The 23,301-nt window shown below is 42.5% G+C and carries 33 protein-coding genes and 2 pseudogenes; 24 read left to right on the forward strand and 11 right to left on the reverse strand.

The genetic code is table 11. The annotated features are described in order from the left end of the window. Positions 1 to 64: 64 nt before the first annotated feature. From DTA23_RS11210 to DTA23_RS11220, 4 genes are all read right to left on the reverse strand, one after another. Positions 65 to 535, reverse strand: a complete 471-nt coding sequence (locus DTA23_RS11210) for a type 1 glutamine amidotransferase domain-containing protein (protein ID WP_256603436.1) — start codon at positions 533 to 535, stop codon at positions 65 to 67. Positions 536 to 696: 161 nt separating this feature from the next. Next, the gene (locus tag DTA23_RS29025) at positions 697 to 942 is read right to left on the reverse strand and encodes a hypothetical protein (protein ID WP_256603438.1); all 246 of its coding nucleotides are present in this window, start codon (positions 940 to 942) and stop codon (positions 697 to 699) included. Beyond that, positions 942 to 1,430 (reverse strand): metallophosphoesterase family protein, encoded by a 489-nt coding sequence (locus tag DTA23_RS11215; protein ID WP_256603440.1) that lies wholly within the window; start codon positions 1,428 to 1,430, stop codon positions 942 to 944. The genes DTA23_RS29025 and DTA23_RS11215 overlap by 1 nt, the downstream gene beginning before the upstream one ends. Position 1,431: 1 nt before the next feature. Further along, complete coding sequence (locus DTA23_RS11220) at positions 1,432 to 2,175, reverse strand: nucleotidyltransferase domain-containing protein (protein WP_112374748.1); 744 nt, start codon at positions 2,173 to 2,175, stop codon at positions 1,432 to 1,434. A 228-nt stretch (positions 2,176 to 2,403) separates the two neighbouring features. Here DTA23_RS11220 and DTA23_RS11225 point away from each other — a divergent pair, with 228 nt between their 5' ends. From DTA23_RS11225 to DTA23_RS11245, 5 genes are all read left to right on the forward strand, one after another. After that, complete coding sequence (locus DTA23_RS11225; RefSeq protein WP_112374749.1) at positions 2,404 to 2,889, forward strand: DUF421 domain-containing protein; 486 nt, start codon at positions 2,404 to 2,406, stop codon at positions 2,887 to 2,889. Positions 2,890 to 2,950: 61 nt separating this feature from the next. Beyond that, positions 2,951 to 3,622 (forward strand): DUF6766 family protein, encoded by a 672-nt coding sequence (locus DTA23_RS11230; RefSeq protein ID WP_070564393.1) that lies wholly within the window; start codon positions 2,951 to 2,953, stop codon positions 3,620 to 3,622. Positions 3,623 to 3,647: 25 nt separating this feature from the next. Next, positions 3,648 to 3,884, forward strand: coding sequence for a hypothetical protein (locus DTA23_RS11235; protein WP_070564390.1), 237 nt, complete (start codon positions 3,648 to 3,650; stop codon positions 3,882 to 3,884). 162 nt (positions 3,885 to 4,046) lie between these two features. Then, positions 4,047 to 4,253: a hypothetical protein gene (locus DTA23_RS11240; RefSeq protein ID WP_046676320.1), complete on the forward strand. Its 207-nt coding sequence runs from the start codon at positions 4,047 to 4,049 to the stop codon at positions 4,251 to 4,253. 31 nt (positions 4,254 to 4,284) lie between these two features. Beyond that, positions 4,285 to 6,426, forward strand: a complete 2,142-nt coding sequence (locus DTA23_RS11245) for a mechanosensitive ion channel family protein (RefSeq protein WP_112374750.1) — start codon at positions 4,285 to 4,287, stop codon at positions 6,424 to 6,426. A gap of 6 nt (positions 6,427 to 6,432) precedes the next feature. On the opposite strand, the gene DTA23_RS11250 is transcribed toward DTA23_RS11245, so the two are convergent. Both DTA23_RS11250 and DTA23_RS11255 read right to left on the reverse strand, forming a co-directional pair. After that, complete coding sequence (locus DTA23_RS11250) at positions 6,433 to 6,933, reverse strand: hypothetical protein (RefSeq protein ID WP_070564384.1); 501 nt, start codon at positions 6,931 to 6,933, stop codon at positions 6,433 to 6,435. A gap of 76 nt (positions 6,934 to 7,009) precedes the next feature. Continuing rightward, the gene (locus DTA23_RS11255; RefSeq protein WP_070564381.1) at positions 7,010 to 7,618 is read right to left on the reverse strand and encodes a DUF4142 domain-containing protein; all 609 of its coding nucleotides are present in this window, start codon (positions 7,616 to 7,618) and stop codon (positions 7,010 to 7,012) included. Positions 7,619 to 8,080: 462 nt separating this feature from the next. Between DTA23_RS11255 and DTA23_RS11260 the strand changes: the two genes are divergently transcribed. Beyond that, on the forward strand, positions 8,081 to 8,734 hold the full coding sequence (locus DTA23_RS11260) for a response regulator transcription factor (RefSeq protein ID WP_112374751.1): 654 nt from the start codon (positions 8,081 to 8,083) through the stop codon (positions 8,732 to 8,734). Positions 8,735 to 8,797: 63 nt separating this feature from the next. On the opposite strand, the gene DTA23_RS11265 is transcribed toward DTA23_RS11260, so the two are convergent. Continuing rightward, entirely contained in the window at positions 8,798 to 9,187 is a 390-nt protein-coding gene (locus DTA23_RS11265; protein WP_112374752.1) for a hypothetical protein, read from the reverse strand. 262 nt (positions 9,188 to 9,449) lie between these two features. Between DTA23_RS11265 and DTA23_RS11270 the strand changes: the two genes are divergently transcribed. From DTA23_RS11270 to DTA23_RS11280, 3 genes are all read left to right on the forward strand, one after another. Beyond that, positions 9,450 to 10,046, forward strand: a complete 597-nt coding sequence (locus DTA23_RS11270; RefSeq protein ID WP_070564375.1) for a YciE/YciF ferroxidase family protein — start codon at positions 9,450 to 9,452, stop codon at positions 10,044 to 10,046. A 51-nt stretch (positions 10,047 to 10,097) separates the two neighbouring features. Continuing rightward, positions 10,098 to 10,328 carry a hypothetical protein gene (locus DTA23_RS11275; protein WP_046676326.1) on the forward strand — a complete coding sequence of 77 codons (231 nt, stop codon included), beginning with the start codon at positions 10,098 to 10,100 and terminating at the stop codon, positions 10,326 to 10,328. Between the two features lie 84 nt (positions 10,329 to 10,412). After that, entirely contained in the window at positions 10,413 to 11,405 is a 993-nt protein-coding gene (locus DTA23_RS11280) for an SDR family oxidoreductase (protein ID WP_112374753.1), read from the forward strand. Here the strand turns inward: DTA23_RS11280 and DTA23_RS11285 are convergent. Together DTA23_RS11285 and DTA23_RS11290 are read right to left on the reverse strand one after the other, a co-directional pair. After that, positions 11,402 to 11,967: pseudogene (locus DTA23_RS11285) on the reverse strand (low affinity iron permease family protein). The gene DTA23_RS11280 and the pseudogene DTA23_RS11285 overlap by 4 nt on opposite strands. 68 nt (positions 11,968 to 12,035) lie before the next feature. Then, positions 12,036 to 12,809 carry an SDR family oxidoreductase gene (locus DTA23_RS11290; RefSeq protein WP_112374754.1) on the reverse strand — a complete coding sequence of 258 codons (774 nt, stop codon included), beginning with the start codon at positions 12,807 to 12,809 and terminating at the stop codon, positions 12,036 to 12,038. Between the two features lie 218 nt (positions 12,810 to 13,027). On the opposite strand from DTA23_RS11290, the gene DTA23_RS11295 reads away from it, so the two are divergent. Continuing rightward, positions 13,028 to 14,542: an FAD-dependent oxidoreductase gene (locus DTA23_RS11295; protein WP_172462388.1), complete on the forward strand. Its 1,515-nt coding sequence runs from the start codon at positions 13,028 to 13,030 to the stop codon at positions 14,540 to 14,542. A gap of 23 nt (positions 14,543 to 14,565) precedes the next feature. On the opposite strand, the gene DTA23_RS11300 is transcribed toward DTA23_RS11295, so the two are convergent. Together DTA23_RS11300 and DTA23_RS11305 are read right to left on the reverse strand one after the other, a co-directional pair. Next, entirely contained in the window at positions 14,566 to 14,889 is a 324-nt protein-coding gene (locus tag DTA23_RS11300; RefSeq protein WP_172462389.1) for a helix-turn-helix domain-containing protein, read from the reverse strand. Then, on the reverse strand, positions 14,870 to 15,445 hold the full coding sequence (locus DTA23_RS11305; protein ID WP_112374757.1) for a cupin domain-containing protein: 576 nt from the start codon (positions 15,443 to 15,445) through the stop codon (positions 14,870 to 14,872). The genes DTA23_RS11300 and DTA23_RS11305 overlap by 20 nt, the downstream gene beginning before the upstream one ends. Positions 15,446 to 15,631: 186 nt before the next feature. On the opposite strand from DTA23_RS11305, the gene DTA23_RS27700 reads away from it, so the two are divergent. From DTA23_RS27700 to DTA23_RS11340, 14 genes and pseudogenes are all read left to right on the forward strand, one after another. Further along, positions 15,632 to 15,898, forward strand: coding sequence for an L-rhamnose mutarotase (locus DTA23_RS27700; protein ID WP_218565366.1), 267 nt, complete (start codon positions 15,632 to 15,634; stop codon positions 15,896 to 15,898). 28 nt (positions 15,899 to 15,926) lie between these two features. Beyond that, positions 15,927 to 16,061, forward strand: coding sequence for an L-rhamnose mutarotase (locus tag DTA23_RS27705; RefSeq protein ID WP_256603446.1), 135 nt, complete (start codon positions 15,927 to 15,929; stop codon positions 16,059 to 16,061). Between the two features lie 71 nt (positions 16,062 to 16,132). Beyond that, on the forward strand, positions 16,133 to 16,498 hold the full coding sequence (locus tag DTA23_RS27710) for an alpha-L-fucosidase (RefSeq protein WP_218565368.1): 366 nt from the start codon (positions 16,133 to 16,135) through the stop codon (positions 16,496 to 16,498). 68 nt (positions 16,499 to 16,566) lie between these two features. After that, positions 16,567 to 16,794, forward strand: coding sequence for an alpha-L-fucosidase (locus DTA23_RS27715; protein ID WP_218565369.1), 228 nt, complete (start codon positions 16,567 to 16,569; stop codon positions 16,792 to 16,794). A gap of 125 nt (positions 16,795 to 16,919) precedes the next feature. Continuing rightward, positions 16,920 to 17,159 carry an alpha-L-fucosidase gene (locus tag DTA23_RS27720; RefSeq protein ID WP_218565370.1) on the forward strand — a complete coding sequence of 80 codons (240 nt, stop codon included), beginning with the start codon at positions 16,920 to 16,922 and terminating at the stop codon, positions 17,157 to 17,159. A 61-nt stretch (positions 17,160 to 17,220) separates the two neighbouring features. Further along, a complete protein-coding gene (locus tag DTA23_RS29030; RefSeq protein WP_256603448.1) occupies positions 17,221 to 17,904 on the forward strand; it encodes an enolase-like domain-containing protein in 684 nt (227 codons plus the stop codon). A 25-nt stretch (positions 17,905 to 17,929) separates the two neighbouring features. After that, positions 17,930 to 18,298 carry an enolase C-terminal domain-like protein gene (locus tag DTA23_RS29035; RefSeq protein ID WP_256603450.1) on the forward strand — a complete coding sequence of 123 codons (369 nt, stop codon included), beginning with the start codon at positions 17,930 to 17,932 and terminating at the stop codon, positions 18,296 to 18,298. A 390-nt stretch (positions 18,299 to 18,688) separates the two neighbouring features. Then, positions 18,689 to 19,047, forward strand: a pseudogene (locus DTA23_RS29040) (sodium:solute symporter family transporter). A 67-nt stretch (positions 19,048 to 19,114) separates the two neighbouring features. Next, positions 19,115 to 19,285 carry a hypothetical protein gene (locus DTA23_RS29045; protein ID WP_256603452.1) on the forward strand — a complete coding sequence of 57 codons (171 nt, stop codon included), beginning with the start codon at positions 19,115 to 19,117 and terminating at the stop codon, positions 19,283 to 19,285. Positions 19,286 to 19,432: 147 nt separating this feature from the next. Beyond that, the gene (locus tag DTA23_RS29050; protein ID WP_256603453.1) at positions 19,433 to 19,675 is read left to right on the forward strand and encodes a sodium:solute symporter family transporter; all 243 of its coding nucleotides are present in this window, start codon (positions 19,433 to 19,435) and stop codon (positions 19,673 to 19,675) included. A gap of 5 nt (positions 19,676 to 19,680) precedes the next feature. Beyond that, positions 19,681 to 20,073 carry an SLC5/6 family protein gene (locus DTA23_RS29055; RefSeq protein WP_256603455.1) on the forward strand — a complete coding sequence of 131 codons (393 nt, stop codon included), beginning with the start codon at positions 19,681 to 19,683 and terminating at the stop codon, positions 20,071 to 20,073. 57 nt (positions 20,074 to 20,130) lie between these two features. Next, positions 20,131 to 20,901 carry an SDR family NAD(P)-dependent oxidoreductase gene (locus DTA23_RS11330; protein ID WP_070564353.1) on the forward strand — a complete coding sequence of 257 codons (771 nt, stop codon included), beginning with the start codon at positions 20,131 to 20,133 and terminating at the stop codon, positions 20,899 to 20,901. Between the two features lie 99 nt (positions 20,902 to 21,000). Continuing rightward, entirely contained in the window at positions 21,001 to 22,167 is a 1,167-nt protein-coding gene (locus tag DTA23_RS11335) for an alpha-hydroxy acid oxidase (protein WP_112374758.1), read from the forward strand. Between the two features lie 392 nt (positions 22,168 to 22,559). Continuing rightward, positions 22,560 to 23,219, forward strand: coding sequence for a DUF6266 family protein (locus DTA23_RS11340; protein WP_070564348.1), 660 nt, complete (start codon positions 22,560 to 22,562; stop codon positions 23,217 to 23,219). Positions 23,220 to 23,301 lie beyond the last annotated feature (82 nt).

A 23,301-nucleotide genomic window follows, 5' to 3' on the forward strand; every position in this document is an offset into this window, starting at 1 on the left:
TATATGCTGAACATGTTACAAGATCTAAAGGTTAGCCGATTTATACGTTATTGAAACTGTACTACTACGCTTTGTTCTTTTTTTCTGTCGCAAACGCTTTAATGATGGCTTTATTAAAAGCGGGAAGATCGTCGGGCGTACGACTTGTAATAAGTTTGTCGTCAATCACCACTTCGCTGTCTTCCCATAATGCGCCTGCATTAATCAGGTCCATTTGAATGGCTTCAACGGACGTTATTTTTTTATCACGCACCAGATCCGCGTTAATCAGTAATTGCGGTCCATGGCAAATGGCTGCGATCGGTTTATCCCGTTCCCAGAAAGCATTGATCAATGCAATAGCCGTTTTATTCGTCCTCAATTTATCAGGATTGATGACCCCGCCTGGTAGCAGCAATCCGTCATATCGATTCTCTTCTGCCTCCTGCAGAGCTACATCGACAGGATAGTCATTTGACCATTCATCTCCATTTTTTGCCCGCACTGTTCCTTCAGCCGGTGATATAATGTCTGTTTTGGCGCCTGCATTTTCCAAGGCTTCCTTTGGGCTAGTCAGTTCAATTTCTTCAAATCCATCCGCGACAATATCGCTATCCGCTTATTCTTTAAATTCTCCATATCACTAATTTTATTTACGTTCTTTCTATACTTCAAGAGAACGGATGTAAATCGGCGAAGGTTTGAAATAAATTGCCTTTAAATATCGACAAGTGCAAAGCTGGTATCGTCCTCGTGATGTGCTTTCAATACAGGCACTGCCACATTGTAAATCGGTATTCCAGAAGGGGACAGGGCCTTGAATTTTCCGGCATGCGCGTGCCCGTGGAAGGCAGCACTTACTTTACGCCGTTGCAAAGGTTCCATTAAATGCGTTGACCCTAAAAAAGGATAAATTTGGTCGGGCTCACCTAAAACAGTTTCAGCAATGGGCGCGTAATGCATTAAGGCAACTTTTTTATGTCTGCATGTTCTTGTTCGAGGCGCGCCAAAGCTCGATCTAAAAGCAACGATTCGTTTACGGCTTCCTGCACAAAACTTTTCATGGCACCTTCACCAAACATTGATAACATATAACGGTCAAAACCACCGCCAAAGCCCTTTACGCCAGCAAAACCAATATTTTCGATCACGATAGCTTCACCATCCAAGACCGTAATTTTACTGTCTGTCAAAATTTGGCGGATCTGCTTTTGTCGTCCTTTCTCATAGTCGTGATTTCCCAGTACGGCGATGACTGGAACCTTAATAGATTGGAGTTCAGCAACAAGTAATTCTGCTTCTTCTTCATCCCCCGTATCCGTTAGATCACCGCAAAGTAAAAGGACTTTAGCCTTCTCCGAAATCTCCTCAAATTTGGTTTTCCATTTTCCGTGCTGGTTTGCATTCATATGTATATCGCCCAATGCGGCTATGGTTGTCTTCTTGTTCATATTAAACAGTTTTTATTGTGTATGACTTATAATCCCATTCTTTAATATCAATTTCATATTGCGTTTGATCTATCAAGGGTCCCAGACAAACTTTCTCCAAACAAGGAGGCAATTCATATTGATCCGCTGCGCGTTTAATGAGCTCATCAAATAAGTCTTTTGGGAGAATATCGCGATAGTCATGCGGATAAGTAAACTGAAAGATGAGCATTTGAGCCAACAAGAGGTGCCAATGTTGATCCATTCGCGTTAGTAAATGGTTCCAGTCCAAACTTTTTCCATATTTTAGCCAAATATGGTTAATATCGGCGCTGTCATGCCGCTCTCTGTTTTGTACATATAGCTTACACCATACTAGCTCTTCTGCTGGTACATAACGTACATCAGCATCAAAAAGAGTACCTTCAGGTGCTCTGTCAAACCAATCCTGCTCAACAGTGCAATTGTGATTAACACTATCGAAAATAATATCAATGAAATAGGGGTCTTTGTAAATCTTGGCGAGCCATCGCACATCTGTCAATTCGGTCTCATAACCATTAGCGGCAAGATGTTTAAGAATTTTTGGGTATTCGCTGCTTTTGCAAAAGATATCCATATCCTTAATAGGCCGTATGATCCCCGTGTAGTGAAACATGGCTAAACCACCGCCCACCATAAATTGAGCTCCGCTATCCTGGAGCAGCCGCAATGTATCCTGAAAGAAGGCGAGACAATCTTCAGGTGGATTATCTAAATGAATCATATCGTTTGCTTTTCTTAAAGACAGTCAATTAAATGCAGTAGTTTGTTGACTGTCGATGAAAACGTATTATCCGCCTGTTGAATAGGTAAAAGTACTCAATTTGAAAAATGAGGGAACAGGGAAGGCTCCTACCGATGTTCTGAGATAAAGTAGGCTATTTTGAAATAAAGAGCACATTGCTTCATGATGAAGATGGGCGTATAACAACGATCTAAACGGTATAAAAATATGGACAGTTTTTTTGGCTCTGGTGAAGACCTGACGATGATACAAATGGGGGCGCGTGCGTTTATGATGTTTATCATCGCACTTTTTTTGGTTCGATTGGGCGGAATTCGAATTCTCGGCCGAAAGTCTGGAGTAGATTTCGTCATCATTATTATGCTAGGTGCGGTATTAGCGCGGGGAATAGTTGGCGCTTCGCCATTCCTGTCAACCGTGTTTGCCGGCTTCGTGATGATTATTGTCAATAAAATCCTAGCCCAGGTATCGGCCAGGCTTCCCTATTTGGGTAATATGGTAAAAGGTAAGCCCGCTGTTTTATACAAGAACGGTAAAATCCAATGGGATCAAATGGACCGGTTGGGGGTAAGCCGTACTGATCTACTGACGAGCTTGCGGTTAGAGACAAATAGTAAGCACCTCGATGAAGTGGATATGGCTTTGATGGAGCCGAATGGGCGAATAAGTTTTATACTCAAGGAAAAGGCATGAATACTTAATAGTTAAGTTTTTATTGAAGTTATATGTACTTAATAATAAAATAAATCTTGCTATGGAAAACAAGAAAAATTATTCTTTTTTTTATCGTAATGGCCTAAGCCTGGTGTTTGCAGCGCTTTTTGTCTTTTCCCTAGGCATGCAATGTTTTACGGGTTGGAAAGTACATAATGAAGAGTTGCTGGAGGCCAATCAGGCACCGCTGGATATCGTTAATTATTTGGGCACAGGACATTTTACATCCGCAACTTTTGAAAATTTTGAGAGTGAATTTCTGCAGATGGCGATGTATGTGATTCTGACGGTGGGATTACGCCAATGGGGCTCTGCTGAATCAAAAAAAATAGGGGAAAAAGTAGAGGTAGACCGTGAACCGCAGCCCGGCCCGAATACCCCTTATCCTGTTAGAAAAGGTGGCTGGCTGTTGAAATTATATAGTTCATCGCTATTCATTTGCTTTGCGCTACTTTTTTTGGGGAGTTGGGTTATGCACTTTTATGGAAGCTGGAGACAGCACAACACCGAACAGCGGCTTGAAGGTTTACCGGTAGATGACGCATGGACGTACCTCATTATGCCTCAATTTTGGTTTGAAACTTTCCAGAACTGGCAAAGTGAATTTTTGTCTGTTTTGGCCATTGTTGTATTCACCATTTTCCTACGTCAAAAAGGATCACCTGAATCAAAGCCCGTTGATGCTCCACATAGCGAAACGGGGAAGGGGTAACGAATAATAATAAAAGTTAAAAACTATGATTAAATATTTGTATTTGGCCATCGCATTCGCAGCTGTGGCAGCAACATCTTGCGATAATAGAACCAAAAGTAGCGAAAAGGAACAGAAAGTAGATACAACAGTCAACCAGAATGGTCTACCATTAGACAATATTCACCGTAGCCGTGGAAAAGATACGACTAAAAATAAGGCTGGGACCGCACAGGAAGCTGTACCATTGGACAATTTGGATCGAACTAAAGCTGAGGATTGAACAGGCAGCATTGAGTAACATGAACACGCGTTTGTCGACGTTTGACCTGTTGCGTACTTCTACGATAGGGAGATATTTTTACTTAAATGCGAACTAAAGAGAACCATTGTTTTTTTTGCACTGTTCACTTTTCGAATAATTTCATACTTAAACTCAAAACATATGAAAAAGATTAGTTTATTGATATTGGCAATCCTTGGACTATGGGGATGCGGCAATAGCAGCAATAAAGGCAATCAGGCAAACGGTAGCTATGATTCCTCCAATACACCCGATGATGGGCAGGTTGGTGTTGGTATAAATGACTCGCTTGGCCGGGACAGCACCGATTCTTTGCAGCGGCAGCCTTCTCCGGCTAAACCCGATTAAACATAAAGACAAATTTAAAACGTAAAAGATTATGGGCCCAATAATTTGCGCCATGCTAAGGCTAAGCTTGGTCATCCAGCTTAGCCTATTTTTTTATACGGTGCACGCACAAAAGGCCGATTCCGTTGAGCGATCGAAGGATTCGGTCAGTATTCTTGATTCGTTGCCGAGTAATCCACTGGCCTCGGCTAGAAACTTTTTGGAACAATGGCGTGAGCAGGTTGATCGTTATTATACTGGATTGGACAGTGTAAAGCGAGGAGTCGCCTGGCAGCGGCCGGATGATGGTCGGCTCGTGCCCAGTCAAGTACAGCAGTATATCAGCCTGGTTAAACCCGCTGTGCATGATCTACAGGGAAAAGTTACGGTGTTGCGCAAGCAAACGGTGCCCCAGGACTCCACGGCCAACTCATGGCGGGCGGTGCAAGATAGTGCCGCAACACTAGAACGTGATATTGAATCGCTCCTGTTGGACATGCAAGACCTTGGCGACAAGGCCGAGCAGCAGCAGAATGTGACTCAGGCAGCGCAAGAAGGAACCTTTTGGTATCACTGGAAAAGTATAATACAAAAGAACCTGGAGCAGGATGGACTATCGCAGCGTTACTACGATAGTGCCTGGGATGGTCGTTTCCTCCTTATCCTACTGAGCCTTATTTATTTTTATTGGCTTTATCAGATGCGCAGACGTGCCATAGGGGCCGAAGAGACATTGCCCTTACATCGCAATCAACCGTGGTGGATTCCTGTCCTCAAGTTTGCGGTCTTTTTCCTTATTCTCCTGCCACTGACTTCCCTTAGAATCCCCGTGATCGTGCTCGAATTGAGCTATCTGCTTATTTTCGGCTTTCTATATCTTTTGATTCGCTCGGAGTTATCCAATCAGCATCTGAAGATGATGCAGTATGTATTTTTTTATTATCTATTGGTACTTGCCAGCAATCTAGTGCTGGATACAGGTTGGATGTCGCGAATTATTGTCATGTTGATCAATTTATCGGGTATTTGCCTGCTTTGGCACCTCGGGCGGAAGGTCGACGGAAAAATACCTTTTGATTATCTGCGCCCCTTTTCACGATGGTTACTGCTAATTATCAGTATGGCCGCCATTATATTTAATCTGTTTGGTTTTCTAAATCTGGCCCGTACATGCAGTATCGCTGGAGCTGTAGGGCTATTGCAAGCATTCTCCCTGCATGCATTCCGCGACATGCTGTCTCATGATTTACTCAACTCTTATGAAAATTCGAAAGAAGACCGTTTTATAAATCGCTTTGATAAGCAGAAGATACTTGCCGCACTCCGTCGTATTATTGGCCTATTTGCGGGTATATTGGTCATTATTATCTGGGCCAACACCTTGCATATCACAAGTGAAATTCGTCGACTTGGGGATCGCTTGTTAAATAATACCCACACCATTGGTGGTGTTAATTATACGTATGGCGATGTGCTTTTAGCATTTGCAGTCATATGGACAGCAAATTGGATACAAAAAAATTTAAAAGACCTTCTTGATCAGCCCGACGCGAAAAAAAATCAGCGCCGAACAGCCTTATTACCACTCGTACGTGTTGTCATTTTTATTGTTGGCTTCCTCATAGGAATACGTATTCTGGGGTTGGGAGTTGACAAGCTGACCGTCATTGTCGGTGCATTAAGTGTGGGGATAGGTTTAGGCCTGCAGAATATTATCAACAATTTTGTTTCAGGTGTGATTTTGGTATTTGAACGTCCGTTTAAAGTGGGGGATTATGTGGAACTTGCTGATAAAAAAGGGCAGGTCATGCAGGTGGGTATCCGATCGAGCACCTTATTAACAGACCAAGGGGCCCAAGTTATTATACCAAATGGAGATCTCCTTTCCGGTCGCCTGGTCAACTGGACGTTCGAAGAATCGGATATCCGTCTGAATCTTCAGTTGACCATCGTTACGGCACGCAGCATCGAAGAGTGGAAAAAGTGGTTGGAAGATACCATTACTAGCTTTAAGGAGATCGACAGAAGCCTGCCCATGAAAATTTTAACAAAGGATATTACGGCGGATGCCTATGTTGTATCAATTCAGGTAGGTTTACAGAACGTGCAACAGATTGAATGGTTTAGGAGTAAGTTTCTTGAGCAAGTTAAAGCCGAAGCCGTATTTCATGATTCAAAAGTTACCTCGGCTTAAACAAAATTAGTTACTTCCCGAACGATAATAGATCCAACCTTGCAACTGTTCTAATTGATTTGATATTTTCAGATCTACGATGGTATTCATTCCGAGTTCTTGGGATAATTTTCCGAATGCATCTAGTTCATGGACTGGGTAGAATATCGCGTGTTCATTGGGCATGTCTACATTTCCCTGTAAAAAACGGTAGCCCTCGGCATGTAGATTATCGATAAAGGTGTCGGTAACAGCCGCTAGGTAATGCATCATTTTATTAATCCAGGTAAGTTCATCTTTAACCCGCATTGGATAGTGTTCATGCACAAAATCGAGGATCAGTTGTTCGCCCTCCATATCCCAGCCGTCGCGAATCATCGCTAGCCCCGTGGAGCGCACTTCTTCCTGATAAAAATCCCGTCCATAGCTCATTTTTATTTCGCCTGCAATAGGGCTTTCTTCAATTTTGGCACGTAGCGCCATTTGTCTATTAAGGAGTTCGTGTATGTAGTCGAATGTCTGTTCCATGTGATGTAAGAAATAGCGAAGGACAGAGCCGTAATGGCTTTGTCCTCCGGAGTGAATGATTGGAAAAAATATGTTGTTATTTTAATGTCGGTTTTGGTACCTTATTCTTGATTGCTGGGGATGGCGCATTTGGTGTAATGGGCATGTCACTTATCGAAGGATCTGAAGGTTGCCAATTTTTAAGCTGATCAAGGTGCTTTTCGAACGCCGGAATTTTATCGGTGGCAAATTTCTTCAGGTCAGCATCTGTAATTGCTGTGCCTGCGCTTGCATCTTTGAAAAGTGAAATTGCATCTCGATGGCTCTTAACCATCAGATCAGTGTAAACGCGGTCAAAATTGGCTGTGTCGGCCTTATTGAGTTGGTCGATCATGGCTTTATAATTTTGATCGTCACTCGTACGCAGCTGCCAATTTTTATTTTTTACAATGGTCGATAGTTCATTTCCTGCAGCGGTATGGTCATCAGTGATCATCTGTGCATATTGTTTGATCGTTGGGTTTTGCGATTTAGCAAGAGCAATGCTTGCCGCCTGCAGTTCGAAATTGTTGCTGGCCGTGGCTTTGCTGGCAAAGTCCAGATCTCCAGACTGTGGCTGAGCGGGATTACTGTCTTGCGCCTGAACGACAACTATACAGGCGAGGGTGGCTAGTAATATTCCCAGGGTTTTTAAAATGATTTTCATGATACTATTATTTAAATGTTAACGATTTTTTCTGTTTCGCGTATTATTTCCCTTTCTTCTATAATTGATGACGATATAGGATGCTAAGAAAATAAAGACGATGCCAATAATGATGGATGTAAACATATGTTCTTCTTTCGTTGTGTTTTCAAGTGAACAGCGGCGAGGAAGGTAGCGTTTGAAAAGAGCCTATTTTGCGTATTTAAAGCAAAAATTGTGGTGCTTACGCAAACATATCGTACTAATTCCCTCGTGGAGGAATAGCGCGACTTCAATTATTTATATGCTCTAGCAGAGACATCTCTCACGCCTTTCCAGAAAAAAGAATGCGGCGGCGGTCAAAATCTTTCCGTTGATGTTATGTATGCATTTGCCAAGAGCTATTTTTTTAAAACATTTTTGGCTTGAAAGCTGTTTCGTTCAAAAATCAATCACTAAACGAAAGAAAGAAAACAGATAGCTATGACACAGTTGCTTTTGGTAGATGACCATACGTTAGTACGATCCGGTTTCCAATTAATATTAGAGGCGCAAGAAGATATAACTGTAATTGCGGGGATGGAGAATGGTCAAAAAGCCCTGGAATTTCTCAAGGGAGCCAAACCGGACATCATCCTGACTGATATCCATATGGAGGTAATGGATGGCATTCAGTTTATACAAGAAGTAAAAAAACATTATCCAGCCATAAAAATCATTGTTTTATCTATGGAAGACAATATCCAGATTGTTCAGGAGGTTTTAAATCTTGGCGCTGATGGCTATTTATCGAAAGATTCCAATGTAGAAGAGATTTTATTCGGAATTCAGCAGGTAAAACGTGGGCAACAATATATCAGTGCAGCATTAAGTATTGATTTGATCCGAAACTTATCAAAGTATGCACAGTTGGATATTGATCGTACAGCAATAATGACACGATACGACATCTCTGAACGCGAACTGTCTGTATTGGAATTAATTGCGGAAGGACATACAAATGCGGAAATAGCTGATCAAATTTTTTTGAGCAAAAGGACCGTGGAGGGCCATCGGCAGCAATTAATTGAAAAAACCGGTTCGAAGAATACGGCGGGACTTGTCCGTTTTGGTTTTCAGAAAAAGTTATTGAGATAGGATAGGGTGCAATGAACCCCGACACTGGAAAAAGAGCGGGGTTCTTCTGTTTTTTTGTCCACGTTATAGGGGTGTTGCATCTAAATCAGAAGGTGTTGTCACCGGTTGCGTAGGCAGCCCTTCCGCATCATTAGCACCCTCGTTTTCATCTCTTTCATCTTCTTCTGGAAATTCATCTTCACCTGCTGAACCAATTTCCTCATCGAAACCGAAATCATCCTGTCGGGGTATTTCAGGTTCTTCTGCATCAACTGCGAAGTCTAATTCTTCATCCGTTTCCAAATCTTCCTGATCAATTTCGGGTTCCTGATCCGGTGTATTTTCCGGTAGTTCTTCTTCATGCTCTTCCGGAATATCGTTCGGTAGATTTTGGGGGCCTGATTGCGCTACAATCGCTAAAGCGAGGATGGCCATACCTGGACGGACATCCTGAACTGTACATTTTTTATTCATACTGCGTTTAATTTATAATCGTTTGTTGATGAACCACTGTTGTTGACAGATCGTTAACTGTGTTAGTACGCATTGTCATATGATTTGTACGTTAATTATAGCGTTGTTGTTCGCTATCATTTAAATTTTTGAAAAACGTGTTTTTACTTATAAAATGTGGTATATGCGTGATTTGCAGGATTTACACAGTTCTGGCGAACGAAAAGAGTTTGAGAGCTGTTTATTTGACGAACCGCTCGTTTGAGCATAAAAACTTAGTATTATGGCAACAACAACAGCAACAGCAGAAAAAAGTAAAACAAACACAAAATCAGGTAACACAGCAACTTCAAACGCTAATTCAGAAGGAAAAAAAGTACCTGCCGAAGCGGGGGCAGCGAAGGATCTAGCCGAATTATTTGAGGATGGATTAAAGGATATTTATTGGGCAGAAAAAGCGCTGACGAAAGCACTTCCTAAGATGGAGAAAAATGCAAGTTCAGAACAATTAAAATCTGCTATTTCTAAACATCTGGCAGAAACGGAAACACATGTGGATCGCCTAGAGCAATGTTTTGAGCTTATCGGAGTGAAAGCAAAAGCCGAAAAATGCGAAGCTATGGCGGGGCTACTTGAAGAGGCGGAAAGCCTTATGAAAGAAACAGAAGCTGGATCTGTCCGCGATGCAGCAATTATTGCTGCCGCCCAAAAGGTGGAGCATTACGAAATTGCCACGTATGGCACATTGGCGGCTTTTGCGAAAGTGTTAACACATAAGGATGCCTTAAAATTACTACTTGAAACACTGGGTGAAGAAAAGAAATGTGATGAAGATCTTAGCGCGCTGGCCGATACAAATCTCAATTCAAAAGCTGAATAAGTGTACAATAGACCTAGCGTGAACACTATTAAAAAATCAAAAATTTAAGTTATGGCATTAAATACAGGAAACGAAGGTGAAATCACCAAAAAGATAGAAGATCAAACTTCTAAACTACCATCCACCGTATTTTTAGGCGCAGCATTGCTGGCGATGGGTGTATCTGCCGCATTAAAATGCATGTCGAACGATAAAAACGCCCTATTTGTAGGCCAATGGGCTGCACCGTTCCTTCTATTGGGCATCTATAACAAGATTGTGAAAACTGAAGGACATGATTAACGTGCATTTTTTGTAAAAACACATCTGTAGAATAAATATAAGAGGCTCAATTTCATTGGGCCTTTTCCAAAAACGAAAAAAGCTATGAAGTATTCAGATAATATGGGAAGAAGAGCTGCTATCGGTAAAATAGGTTCTGGAATCTTGGCATTGAGTATCATTGGAAGTCCCGATCGCTCAGCGGGCCAAACCCAAGACAGACCGGTCAATCCGGTTAAAGAATACCCAAAACCGCCGTTCAAGAGCCAGTCTCAACCCTGGCCTGGACTCTGCAGTGAAATGGAGCCCCGGCCGGATCATGGCGAGGATAGTTATAAAGGATCAGGAAGGCTCCAAGGGCGCAAAGCATTGATCACCGGGGGCGATTCGGGAATGGGACGTGCAGCAGCTATCGCTTACGCACGAGAAGGGGCCGACGTTGCCATCAACTATTTGCCCGAGGAAGAGAAAGATGCGAAGGAAGTCATCGCTTTGATAAAAGCGGCGGGCCGAAAGGCAGTCGCTATTCCGGGAGATCTCCGTAAAGAAGAGTTTTGTATTCGGCTGATTGAGGACGCCGTACTTCAACTCGGCGGTCTGGATATTTTGGTCAGCAACGCGGCGCGGCAGCAGACAAAACTATCGATATTGGATATCACCACTGCGGAATTTGATGCCACGATGAAAACCAATATTTATGCACCTTTCTGGCTTATTAAGGCAGCCTTGCCTCATCTTAAACCTGGAGCTGTAATTATCGGTACAACATCGGTACAGGCCGCAGACCCCTCGGAAGATTTGTATGACTACGCACAGACAAAAGCTGCGACCACCAACTATATTCGGTCATTGGCCAAGCAGCTTGGTCCAAAGGGCATACGGGTCAATGGCGTGGCTCCCGGTCCAATTTGGACTGCACTACAGGTGAGTGGTGGTGCTACGCAGGAAAAGCTGGTGAATTTCGGAGGTGATACCCCCATGGGACGTCCGGGGCAACCCGCCGAACTTGCTTCAATCTATGTGCAATTGGCTGCGGCAGACGCAAGTTATGCGAACGGACAAATTTATGGGGCCGCGGGCGGCGGTGGACAGCCCTAAAAATTAGCGATTACAGCATGACAAAAAAAATCCCCTTCAAGGGGATTTTTTTTGTCATCAATAAGCTGAATACTAGTCCGTCGTGTTCGGATTTTTGTCTGCTGAGCGGTTGTGTTTTCTTTTTGAACCTTTACTTTATAATCATGGTTTTCCTTTGCGGCATCTATAGAGTGTGTGCAGGTGAGATCCCTTTCTTCCAGAGCGAGCTTCGCCACGTGCGCATAAAACTTAGCGAGCTGATCCAATTCCTCTTCACTTAAGTCTTCCAGATTGACCATTCGGTTGCTGGTGCCTTCATGGGACGCTATCAGTTCATTGAGTTTCAGGTGGATTGCTTTGGAATCCTTGTTTTGGATTTTTGAATGAGAAATACCATTAGAAAAGTAACAATGGTCGTACCTGTATTGATGACCAGTTGCCAGGTTTCAGAATAATTGAATATGGGGCCGCTCACGGCCCAGATGATCACCGTCGAAGTTGCGATAATAAATGCGGCTGAACTACCGGTGGCATGCGTTGCCCAGTTTGAGAATCGTTCAAACAAGTTTTTCTTTTTTCTCATGACACAAATTTTTTTAAGGACCTTCAACTAAGTGGATTTGTTTTCTTGTTGATAAAATCGCAGATGACTTATATGATTTGTCTCAAAGGTTTAACCTGTGTATGCACGATGGAAGTGCGTAGTGGTTGAGATAGGATATAAGCTATGGTACGCGCGATATCTTCGGCATAGAGCATTTCTAAATGATCAATTTTTTCCTGCTGCTCCTCCGGTGAAAAAGGTTGCATATCTGTTCCAACTGATCCAGGTTCAACAAGCGACACCTGGATACCCTTGGGATTGGCTTCCTTCCGTAACGATTCTGTAAATGCTTGAATACCTCCTTTCGAGCAGACATAGACAGAACTCTGCGCTTCGCGTACATCTGCACTCATTGATCCGACATTGAGGATATGTCCTGTTCCGCGGGGTTCCATCCGTAACAACGCGGCTTGGGTACAAGCCAAATAGGCCAGCACATTCGTGCGAAGGAGGTAGGCCTGATCCGAATAACTTCCGTCCTTAACCGACTGAAAGGCTATAGCCGCATTATTGATGAGAATATCCAAACGATCATATTGTTCGTCAAATGTCCTGAAGAGCATGTGTATGCCTTCTTCGGTCGCCAGATCTACTACAATCCCTTCCATCTTACCTGTGCATTCCAATTGATTAAAATCACGGAGCGTATCGTCCAACTGGTTTTGATGATGGCCGCAAATTAAAATATCGTTACCCATCGCGGCTAAAAGTAGGGCGGTCGCCCGGCCAATCCCGGTGGTGCCGCCAGTAATAATTATTTTCTTATTTTTTACCCAACTCGGTAAAATGGAGTTGACGTAATCCTTCGCATTTATTTTCATAATGTATATCGTGTTAAAGGTGCAATGAAGCACTTCGTTATTTCATGAAGGAACAGCCTATTTTATACATTGGTTTGGGGGCGCAAAGGAAGACGTACTTCTTCTTTTTTTTACGTATTTAACCGCTAAAACGAAAGTGGAATAGCATGGTTCTTATCTTGGACGTGTTGTATTTGCAATAAAGCAAAGACTGATTCTTTGAATTTAATATAATGACTATGAAGCGTGACGGAACGAACAAGAGCTTTTGGCAGGATGTTGACATTGAAAATTTTTCGACTGACCCTGCCATTTTAGATTTCCATACCATTGTTGTGGGGGCGGGTATAACTGGTGTAACATTGGCCAAGGAACTTCAGAATAGAGGCATAAAATGCCTACTGTTGGACAAGGAGAATCCAGGGTTTGGCACAACCGGAGGAACCACCGCCCATATCAATAACTTTTATGACGCTTCTTACAATGAGATTATTGAAAATTTTGGAAAGGATCCCGCTCAGCTGCTTCTGAATGCGACGCTTGAGGTCTTAGATTATATAAAAGATAACATTTCCAAATATTCCATACAGTGTGCATATTCGACATGTGACTTTTTTCTCTTTAGCGCAGAATCTGGACAGAACGAGCAGCTTGAGCAAATTTACGCGGCCCATCAGCAATTGGGATTGCCTACCCATTATGTCGAAACCATACCTTTTGATATACCTTTCGAAAAAGCAATATGCATTGAGGGACAAGCACAATTTCATCCCATGAGATATATTGCGGGCATGATCGAAGCCTATCGTCGTGAGGGCGGCGAAATACTGACGGGTCGAGGAATTGAAACCTATAGCAATGAAGATGGAAGGGTCAAATTGAAGCTGAGTGGAAAAGAGGTTTATACGGCAAAGAATATCATTTGGGCTACCCATGTGCCACCAGGCAAAAACAGATTCAATTTTTTACTGGCACCTTATCGAAGTTACGTCCTGACGTTAAAGCTTCATGGGGAACCTGAAGCATTGGGACAAGCTGCGGATCTGTATGATCCCTACCACTATTTTAGGTATCATCGATCTGATAAAGAACATTACCTTATCGTGGGTGGTTTTGATCATAAAACTGGCGACGACCAACAAACAGAGCAACATTTTGCCGACCTAAAACTTTGGGTTGATCAGCATTTCGACTATGATGAACTTACTGCAAGTTGGTCGTCGCAATATTATGATTCAGCCGATGGCTTACCCTTTATCGGCAGTATGCCAAATGAAAATAATGTGTATATAGCCACCGGTTATGGCGGTAATGGAATGACATTTGGATCAATGGCGTCACTTGTGATCCCTGACTTATTGGAAGGAAAGGAGAATCCGCTGGCTGAACTGCTGTCACCAAGCCGCATCAAACCTGTTGCGAGCGCACAGCAGGTATTATCGGAAGGTGTCAATGCTGCAAAACATTTTATCATGGACAAATTTTCGGCTGAATCGCTGAAGGAGGTCGAAAGCTTACAGCCAGCGGAAGGTAAAATTGTTCACTATAGGGAGAGAAAACTGGCTATTTGTCGGGATATGGAAGGGGAGTTGCATGCTGTAAACTCAGTCTGTCCGCATATGGGGTGTACAGTAAGCTGGAACCCATCCGAAATGTCCTGGGACTGTCCTTGTCATGGTTCACGGTTCGGAATGAATGGAAAGCTTTTGAATGGTCCTGCTAGTGTAGATCTTGGTCGTGTCAATTTTGATTAGTGCAACTTTGTTTTGACGCTTTTCTAACATATCTGGGACTTATATTGGCTTGGCGTGATCCCTTTAATTGATTTGAAAATTTTATTGAAGTTTGAAAGGCTGTTGAAGCCACAGGCATAAGCAATGTGTGTGATTTGATGCTTGTTTTCGACAATCAATCTACAGGATTCACTGATGCGAACCTCATTGACAAATTGGACGAAGGTTTTCTGCGTACGGGATTTGAAATAACGGCAAAAGGAGTGTTTTGACATATTAGCGAGCTGCGCAACTTGATCCAATTGAATTTCTCCGGTATAGTTGTTAAATACGAATTTAAAGATGCTGTCAATTTTTGCTATTGTCAATAGGGCTATAGTTGTGGGTGTATCCAGCGCTGGAAATGTAATCAAATTCATCTGTCGATAACATCAATTCGATAATCTCTAGTAACAAAATAGTTTTTTCAAAGCCATAATCCAGCTGTACGATCTTTTTTAGCTTTACCTTCAATTGTTCCTTTGTTGCGCCACGGAATAGGAGACCGCGTTTGGAGACTGAAAAGAAGGTTTCGACTTTGTGTGTTTGAAAGAAATGCCCTAAAAGTTTAATCATTAATTTAGGTTCTATATACAAGGCTAAAGAACGGGAAGTTTTTGTCTCCGCAATGGTAGAGCCTGCGCAATTTATAGTGTTATTGTGCCAGACATGTGGCAGATCAGATCCTACAAAAGTAAGTTCATCGGAAACAAAGTTACTCACATTGTCGCCAATAATCCGCTTTCCCTCACTTTCCACAATATAGGTCATCTGGCAGGCGCTATGAAAATGAAATTCGGTTGAGAAGAATGGGCGTTGCACATCTTTGGTCGCAAAAGTGGTGATAGCTGCACCTTCCAAAATTTTGGCGAAAACAGGTTTCATGTGTTTGGTTATTTTTAAATTAAGAACAGGCAATATAGCCTATTTTGCCTTAAAAATAAGTAAACATGTGTAAAATTGTTAATATAGTGGGAGAAATGAGCAATCTAGCAGTAGTCTCCGTCCTGCTAAGCGCGTAATTTAGTAGTACTATACAACTACGTATAATTATACAATAACGCAGAACTTATGTATCCTAAATTGTATCCTTACATCCTTGTGATCGTCTTGGTCGTACTCTGTACAACAGCCTTCCGGTCTACAGAGAGCAGTCGCTCCGTGACTCGCTATGCATCCATAACAGGATTGAAAGCCGAGAAAGTAGCGTATTATAAAAAGCTTCATGCCAAAGTTTGGCCCACAGTACTTCGAAAGATCAAGGCATGTCATATCCGCAATTATTCTATTTTTTTGAAGGAGATAGATGGTCAATTTTTTCTTTTTCAGCTATTTTGAATATGCAGGACAAAATATCAAGCTTGATATGCAAAAAATGGCTTCCGATCCAGAGACACAGCGCTGGTGGAAGGAAACGGATCCTTGTCAGCAACCCTTATCCGATGCACAGGAGAAAGGGGAGATTTGGTCTGGTATGACGGAGGTATTCCATACGGACTAAAGAAAAGAAAATTAATAAACGCAGTAATAACCAATAGAATGTAACCATGAGAAAAAAAAATATTATTTAGTTTGGCACTCGCTGTTTTAGGTATACATGTCGGTGCTCAAACAAAGGCTATTGTACCTGTTCCATCGGTACGGCCCAATGCATATCAGCGGGCGCAGATTGACCAAAAATATGGCATGTTCGTTCATTTTGGCATGAATACATTTCATGATCAGGAGTGGACAGACGGATCTAAACCCGCCAGCACATATGCTCCATCAGCAATTGAGGTTAAACAATGGGTTTCGACAGCAAAGGAAGCCGGGATGAAGTACATGATTTTGGTAACGAAACACCACGAGGGTTTTTGTTTATGGGATAGCAAGTATACGGATTATGATTGTAGCGAACTCTTCGAACGCAACAAATGTTGTACTGGAGCTGGCTAAAGAATGCGCCAAACAGGGAATGCGCCTCGGCTTGTATTATTCTTTATGGGACCGAAAGCAGAACCCCAATGTTAAAGACAGGTCTGCAGATGCAGCCTATTAATCAATATATGTTGAACCAGCTCAATGAGCTGGTGGATATGACCAAAAAGTATACGGATATCGTTGAGCTTTGGCTGGATGGAGGCTGGGAAAAAGAGAATTATCGATGGCCCACGCAGGAGATCTATAATTTAATCAAGGAAAAAGGTTCCTGGATGTCAAATTGGTATAAACTGGAGCATCGGATCGCCTGAGAATACGGACAAACACATTGTTTTGCCGAAAGACCAGCAGAATTATTACCCAATACGTTATTTTCCAAGTGACTTTAGGCTAGGCGACCCATATCTTCCCGGTCGATCCTGACCCTAAGCTTTTTATGGCACAGGGGAACACTTACTATATGCCTTTTGAGACAACAGTGGTACTTGGAGAACGCTGGTTCTATAACACGACAGACAAGAAGTATAAGTCTTTGGAAGAGCTTGCGGGGATTTATCAGACCGCAACTGCGCAAGACAATATCCTGATCTTAAACGTTGGTCCCAATCGAATGGGGCGCATAAAGGATTCGGATGTTGACATTTTACGCAAATTAAAAGAGAAATTAAAGTTATAATTCAAAATAGATTAACCTAAATACTAAAAATAAGCACGTTAAGATTTTATGATAAAGACGTTTGATATTCAGGGATCGAAGATTTCCTTTGGCTACAGGTGCAGGCAGTGATGCGATACACAAAGATCCGATCTATTCTTATGCAGTGACCCGATTGGCCGATGATAAGGGGCGCGTTGGGACAGGTCTGGCTTTTACACTGGGTGCAGGGAACGAGCTGGTCTGTCGTGCCGCAGCTTTTTATGCCGAACGACTGAAAGGGATTCCAATTGAGGATCTTATGGCAGATTTTGGTCAATTGTTTAATAGGTTGAGCAATGAACAGCAGTATCGTTGGTTGGGTCCACATAAAGGGGTTGTTCATTTGGCCTTAGCTTCGGTAACAAATGCCTGTTTTGATCTTTGGGCTAAAACGAGAGGAGTTCCACTTTGGAAATTGTTAACCGAGCTCAGCGCCGCAGAGATTGTCAATACGCTGGATCTTTCCTATTTGGAAGATGAGTTGACAAAGGCGGAGGCCATCAGCTTACTGGAGTCAAATATGGCTACAGGTCATAAAAGAATGGGGATTATTGAAAAGGGCTATGTGGGCTATGATACGTCAGTAGGCTGGTTTAACTATTCTGATGAAAAGGTACGGGAGAATTGTAAGCGTGCTTTAGAAAACGGCTTCTCCGCAATGAAACTCAAAGTGGGCAGTGAAGATCCCTTGCGGGATATTCGTCGTGCGCATATCGTGCGTTGAGGTTGCTGGTGATGAAGCTAAAGTAATGCTCGACGCGAATCAGCAATGGACGCTGCCGCAGGCGCTATCCATCTGTCAAGAGCTTAAAGAGATGAACCCGTTTTGGGTAGAGGAGCCGACACACCCGGACGACATTGTTGGTCATAAACGCTTGGCCGAACACATTGCGCCGATAAAAGTTGCCATGGGTGAGCATGTGCCGAACCGCATTTTGTTTAAAAATTATCTTCAAATGGGTGCGACGGGATTTGTACAGGTCGATGCTGTTCGCGTTGGCGGCGTAAGCGAGTTTATATCCGTGAGTCTACTTTGTCGAAAATATAATATCCCTGTTGTACCACATGTTGGGATATGGGGCAGCTCCATCAGCACCTGGTTTTATTTAACCACATAAGCTTGGGGCATGAGGCTTTGTTTTTTGGAGCATATTCCGCATCTAAAGTCTCATTTTGTACATCCAGTGGCTATAGAGAATGGCGTTTATCGTACCCCAATGGATGTGGGAAGCAGTTGTGATTTGTTATAAGTTGACATTATGTTAGGAAATTTAGATTTAGGTATCGCCATCTTTTATATACTGTTGATTTTAGTTGTCGGCGTATTGGCAGATCGGTGCGATTTAAGAAAGTCAAGGAAACAAGTGCAGAGGGGTATTTTTTGGCTGGAAAGACACTTCGTTGGCCAGCATTGGACTAGCGCTTTTGCAACCAATATTTCAACAATCCATCTGGTCAGTTTGGCACAGAGCGGGATTCGATACCGGGTTGCTTAATGGTAACTTTGAATGGATGCGGCCTTTACTTTAATCTTACTGGCGCTTTTTTTTGTGCCATTTTACCTCAAGTCGGGTGTTGCCACCTTGCCCGACTTTCTGGAACGGCGCTATGATCGTGCCAGCAGAGATTGGCTTACGTTTATCTCTATACTATCGGCAATGTTATTCATATCGCTTTTTCGATGTTGGCCGGAGGGATTGTGCTGCGCACACTTTTTGGATTTAATATGTATTTAAGTATTACAGTAATCTGGTGTGATAACTGGAATATATACGATTTGGGCGGATTGCGTGCTGTTGTGGTGACGGAATCTATCCAGACAATTGTGTTGCTGCGGGGCTTTCATTATCAGTTTTGCGGCTTTTGACAAGATGGGCGGTTGGACGCCAATGAAAGCTGTTACTGGAACAGGACAATGCCCTTGATCGTCTTCCATGCTTCGTGGGAGTAACGATGGAAGTGGAATGCCTTGGTATGCCGTTTTGTTTGGCTATCCGATTTTGGGTATTTGGTACTGGTGTGCCGATCAGACCATTGTTCAGCGTGTTTTAGGGGCGAAGATGAAAACCATGGACGTGTGGGTGCTCTTTTCTGTGGTGTTCTAAAAATCTTGCCTGTTTTTATTTTTGTGCTTCCAGGCCTATTTGCGTATACCTTGTTTAGAACAGGTCAATTGGATTTAAGCTGTCTCGGCGTGGACCATCAAGGGCAGTCAATTCAAAAGGTATCTATACACTTTATTTACTCAACTTTTGCCTTCCGGATTGATCGGTGTTTTGGTCGCAGCGCTCCTGTCGGGGTTAATGAGCCAGATATCGGGTGCGCTAAATTCGATATCGACCATGGTGAGTTACGATATCTTTAGACAGCGGAAACCTGCCGCTTCCGATGGTCAGTTGATTCGTATTGGAAAATTGCTGCAGTTATTGCCATGGGATTTTCCTTGGCTCTTTTACCACTATTGGATCGCTATGAGAGTATTTTCTACGGCATAAATGATGTGATAGCACACATTGCGCCACCAATAACCTGCGTATTTCTTTTAGGTGTGTTTTGGAAAGGGGCATCGGCAATAGCTGCAAAACTTACCTTGTGGATAGGTTCTGTTTTGGGGGTTGCCGTATTTTTACTGAACAAGCTGCTGCCTGACTCGTGGATAGGCCAGACTCCATTTATGATGATGGCTTTTTATCTGTTTTTGATCTGTATGGTACTTCAGGTATTATTATCTTATAAGTATCCCGTACAGCACACTGCGCAAAGTCGGGATTTGTACTGGAAGAATCCCATGGACCCACTTCGGGGTAAAGCCTGGTCGGGTATCGGGAGTTACCGCATTTTGTCGACATTGCTACTCGCTATTGTCGTGATTTTATATGTAATTTTCAACTGATTTTTTAATTTGTTCCAATGCTTTGGAACTTGATGCTAAATACAAGAATAATAGAACGTGAAAATCTTAGAAGATAAAATCATATTGGTTACCGGAGGAAGTGCTGGTATCGGTTTGGAATGTGTAAAAGCCTATGTCAAAGCGGGGGCAAAGGTTGCCTTTGTTGGTCTCGATCAAGCATCTGTGGATGAAACAGCTGAACTGATCGGGGCACCACATATGGGCATCTGTGCGGATGTCACGCAGGCCAGGGAAGTTGAATCAGCTATCCAAAAGACCGTTGCTGTTTTTGGGCGGCTTGATGCAATCCATAACAATGCTGGCTTGGCAAGTCCATCAAAACCTTTGCATGAAACGACGGACGATGAATGGATAAGGTTACTGGATACCAACATGAAAAGTGTTCTTTTGACTACACGGTATGGCTACCCCCATTTAAAGGAATCTGCCGGTTGTATTCTAAATACGAGTAGCTTGGTAGGGGAAATAGGCCAGGGGAACCATGCGGCATATGCTGCCACAAAAGGGGCTATCAATGCGTTGACAAAATCGATGGCCATAGACTATGCGTCTGTCGGCATACGTGTCAATTCGGTTATGCCTGCAGCTGTTATGACACCCATGCTCAACAAATGGACACTGGAGCAACCACAGCCGACACAGGTTTTTGATTTTTTGAAGGATATTCATTTGCTTGGATACTGTCCTGACGGTGATGTCATTGCTGATGCCTGTGTGTTTCTGCTGTCAAACCAAGCGCGCTTTATTACAGGGGTAAATCTACCTGTAAGTGGAGGTGCCGAGTTGGGCTACCGCAGAAATGTGTGACAGATTTTTTTATATTAACTATAATTAGCTTGCATTTGAAAAGCAATTTATCTAAGTTTGGCGCGCAGTTGTAGACTGCTTATAAATAATACATCAATCATGAGCCAGAAATTTATATATAATACCCGTTATCCTTCTGTTGAAGATCTAAAGATTAAAGCGAAGAAAAGGATTCCCAAATTTGCATTTGATTATTTGACCGGAGGAGCCAATGAAGAATTGAACCTTGCCAGAAATGAAAACGATTTTGATAATATTCTGTTGAAGCCTCAATATCTGCTTGCGAGTGAAGAAATAGACCTTTCGGTCGAACTATTCGGTCGCCGTTACAGTGCGCCGTTTGGGGTTTCGCCTATTGGACTTCAGGGATTGATGTGGCCGAATGCGCCAGAGATTCTTGCAAAAGCAGCTGCAAAAAATGATGTTCCTTATATTTTGAGTACTGTATCAACAAGTAGTATTGAACGTATTGCCGAGGTATCTGATGGGAAAGCGTGGTTCCAGCTCTATCATCCGACAGAAAACAGGTTGCGCGATGATATTATTCGACGTCTACAGGCTGTTGAATGTCCCGTATTGGTAGTTTTGGTCGATGTTCCTGCTTTTGGACTTCGTTATCGCGAGATAAAAAGCGGATTGTCTATGCCACCTAAAATGAGTATCGCCAATATCTTGCAAACTTTTGCCTGCCCGACTTGGGGGATAGAAACATTAAGACATGGAATTCCTTCTTTTGCAACATTGAAGCCTTATATGGAAAAAGGTCTTGATTTAGCTCAGCTGGGACAGTTTATGAATAGAACATTTACCGGTAAGGTAGATGTTGAGAAAATTAAAGCTATTCGCGATCTTTGGAAAGGGTCATTGGTGCTTAAAGGGATTGCCACCGACGAAGATATGCAGGCTTCTATCGCATTGGGCGTGGATGGCGTCATTGTCTCAAATCATGGTGGACGACAGCTCGACGCAAGTGAATCTTCGATCAATTCATTGATTCATTTGGCGAGCAACCCAGAATATAAAAATAAGATAAAAATCATGTTAGATGGTGGTATTCGATCGGGAGTTGACCTAGCCCGCGCCCATGCGGTTGGATCAGATTTCAATTTTATGGGAAGACCATTTATGTATGGCGTTGGCGCATTGGGCAATGAAGGTGGGGAACATACAATCAATATGTTCAAGACACATTTGTATCAGGTTATGAAGCAATTGAGTCTTTCAAAGATTGAAGATTTGCCGCAACGTCTACAAGCTGTCCTGTAACCATTGTAGCAGCTCGAGTTTTCGATCCAGCGTTGAGGTGGGAATCAGGCTCACCATAGAAAGAAGAGAATGTCTCTTATGTTTGTATGAAGCAAATGTAGGAGACATTTTTTGTTTTATAGTTTGACATAAAAGCTAGTTGGCTTTGATGTAATATGATTAAGTTTTCGATATAGCAAACGGAGATCAATCGGTGGCCAAATTCGCGATTTTAACAGTGCTTGTTCAGTGCTCGTTCAGTGCTTGTTCAGTGCTTGCTCAGTGGAGACTGAATAAACAATGACTAATTACTGTCCAAATATTGAATAAAAATTGTTTTTTCACCTAATTTGGTATGAGTATGTTTCCTTGATAATGTTTATCTTTAATATCTATAACATTATCAAGCAATTATGGCAATCGTTAAAAATGGTGTTAATGGAACTGTTTCCGGGAAAGCAGGTTCTGTTGTATTTGTGTCGACTAAAACAGGAAATTATGTACGATCTCTCCCTCGTGTTAAAAAACGGGAGCCCAGTCCTGAGCAACTGCTCAGTAGAAAACGCTTCAAAATGGTGAGGTCACATATTAGCCAGTTAAAACCGATCATCAATATGGGGTATAAAGCGTACAGCTATCCTAAACGGGCATACGATGTCGCGATGTCTTATAATTTGAAAGAAGCGCTTATCCAGGAAGAAAATGGTTTTTTGATTGACTGGCAGAAATTTATGATTGCCAAAGGAAGCCCCAATCCCATCACTTCCTACACAATGGATTTTGACAAAGAAAACCAAGTACTTCAGGTTACCTGGGAATATGACGCCTATCTGGAGGAAAAGTTCAATACCAGAACTTACGATTCCTTCTTGGTCCTGTATAATGTAGCGGATAACGGGAACGGATATTCACTTGTCATGAACGACTTCAAAGGTAGCTTACTATCTGGCAAACAACATATTGAAATGCCAAAACATAGAAAGGAAGTGACCTATCAGGTGTATATCTTTTTTATCGAGAGTTACGGTGGAGGTAATACAGACAGTCTGCATTTGGGTTCAATAACGATTTGAGTATACATAGTGCTGACACGATCGTGTATTATAATATAGCATAAAAAAGGGCTATCCACATTCGGCTAGCCCCTTTTTATCC

Source organism: Sphingobacterium multivorum, from assembly GCF_900457465.1.
GTDB lineage: Bacteria > Bacteroidota > Bacteroidia > Sphingobacteriales > Sphingobacteriaceae > Sphingobacterium > Sphingobacterium multivorum.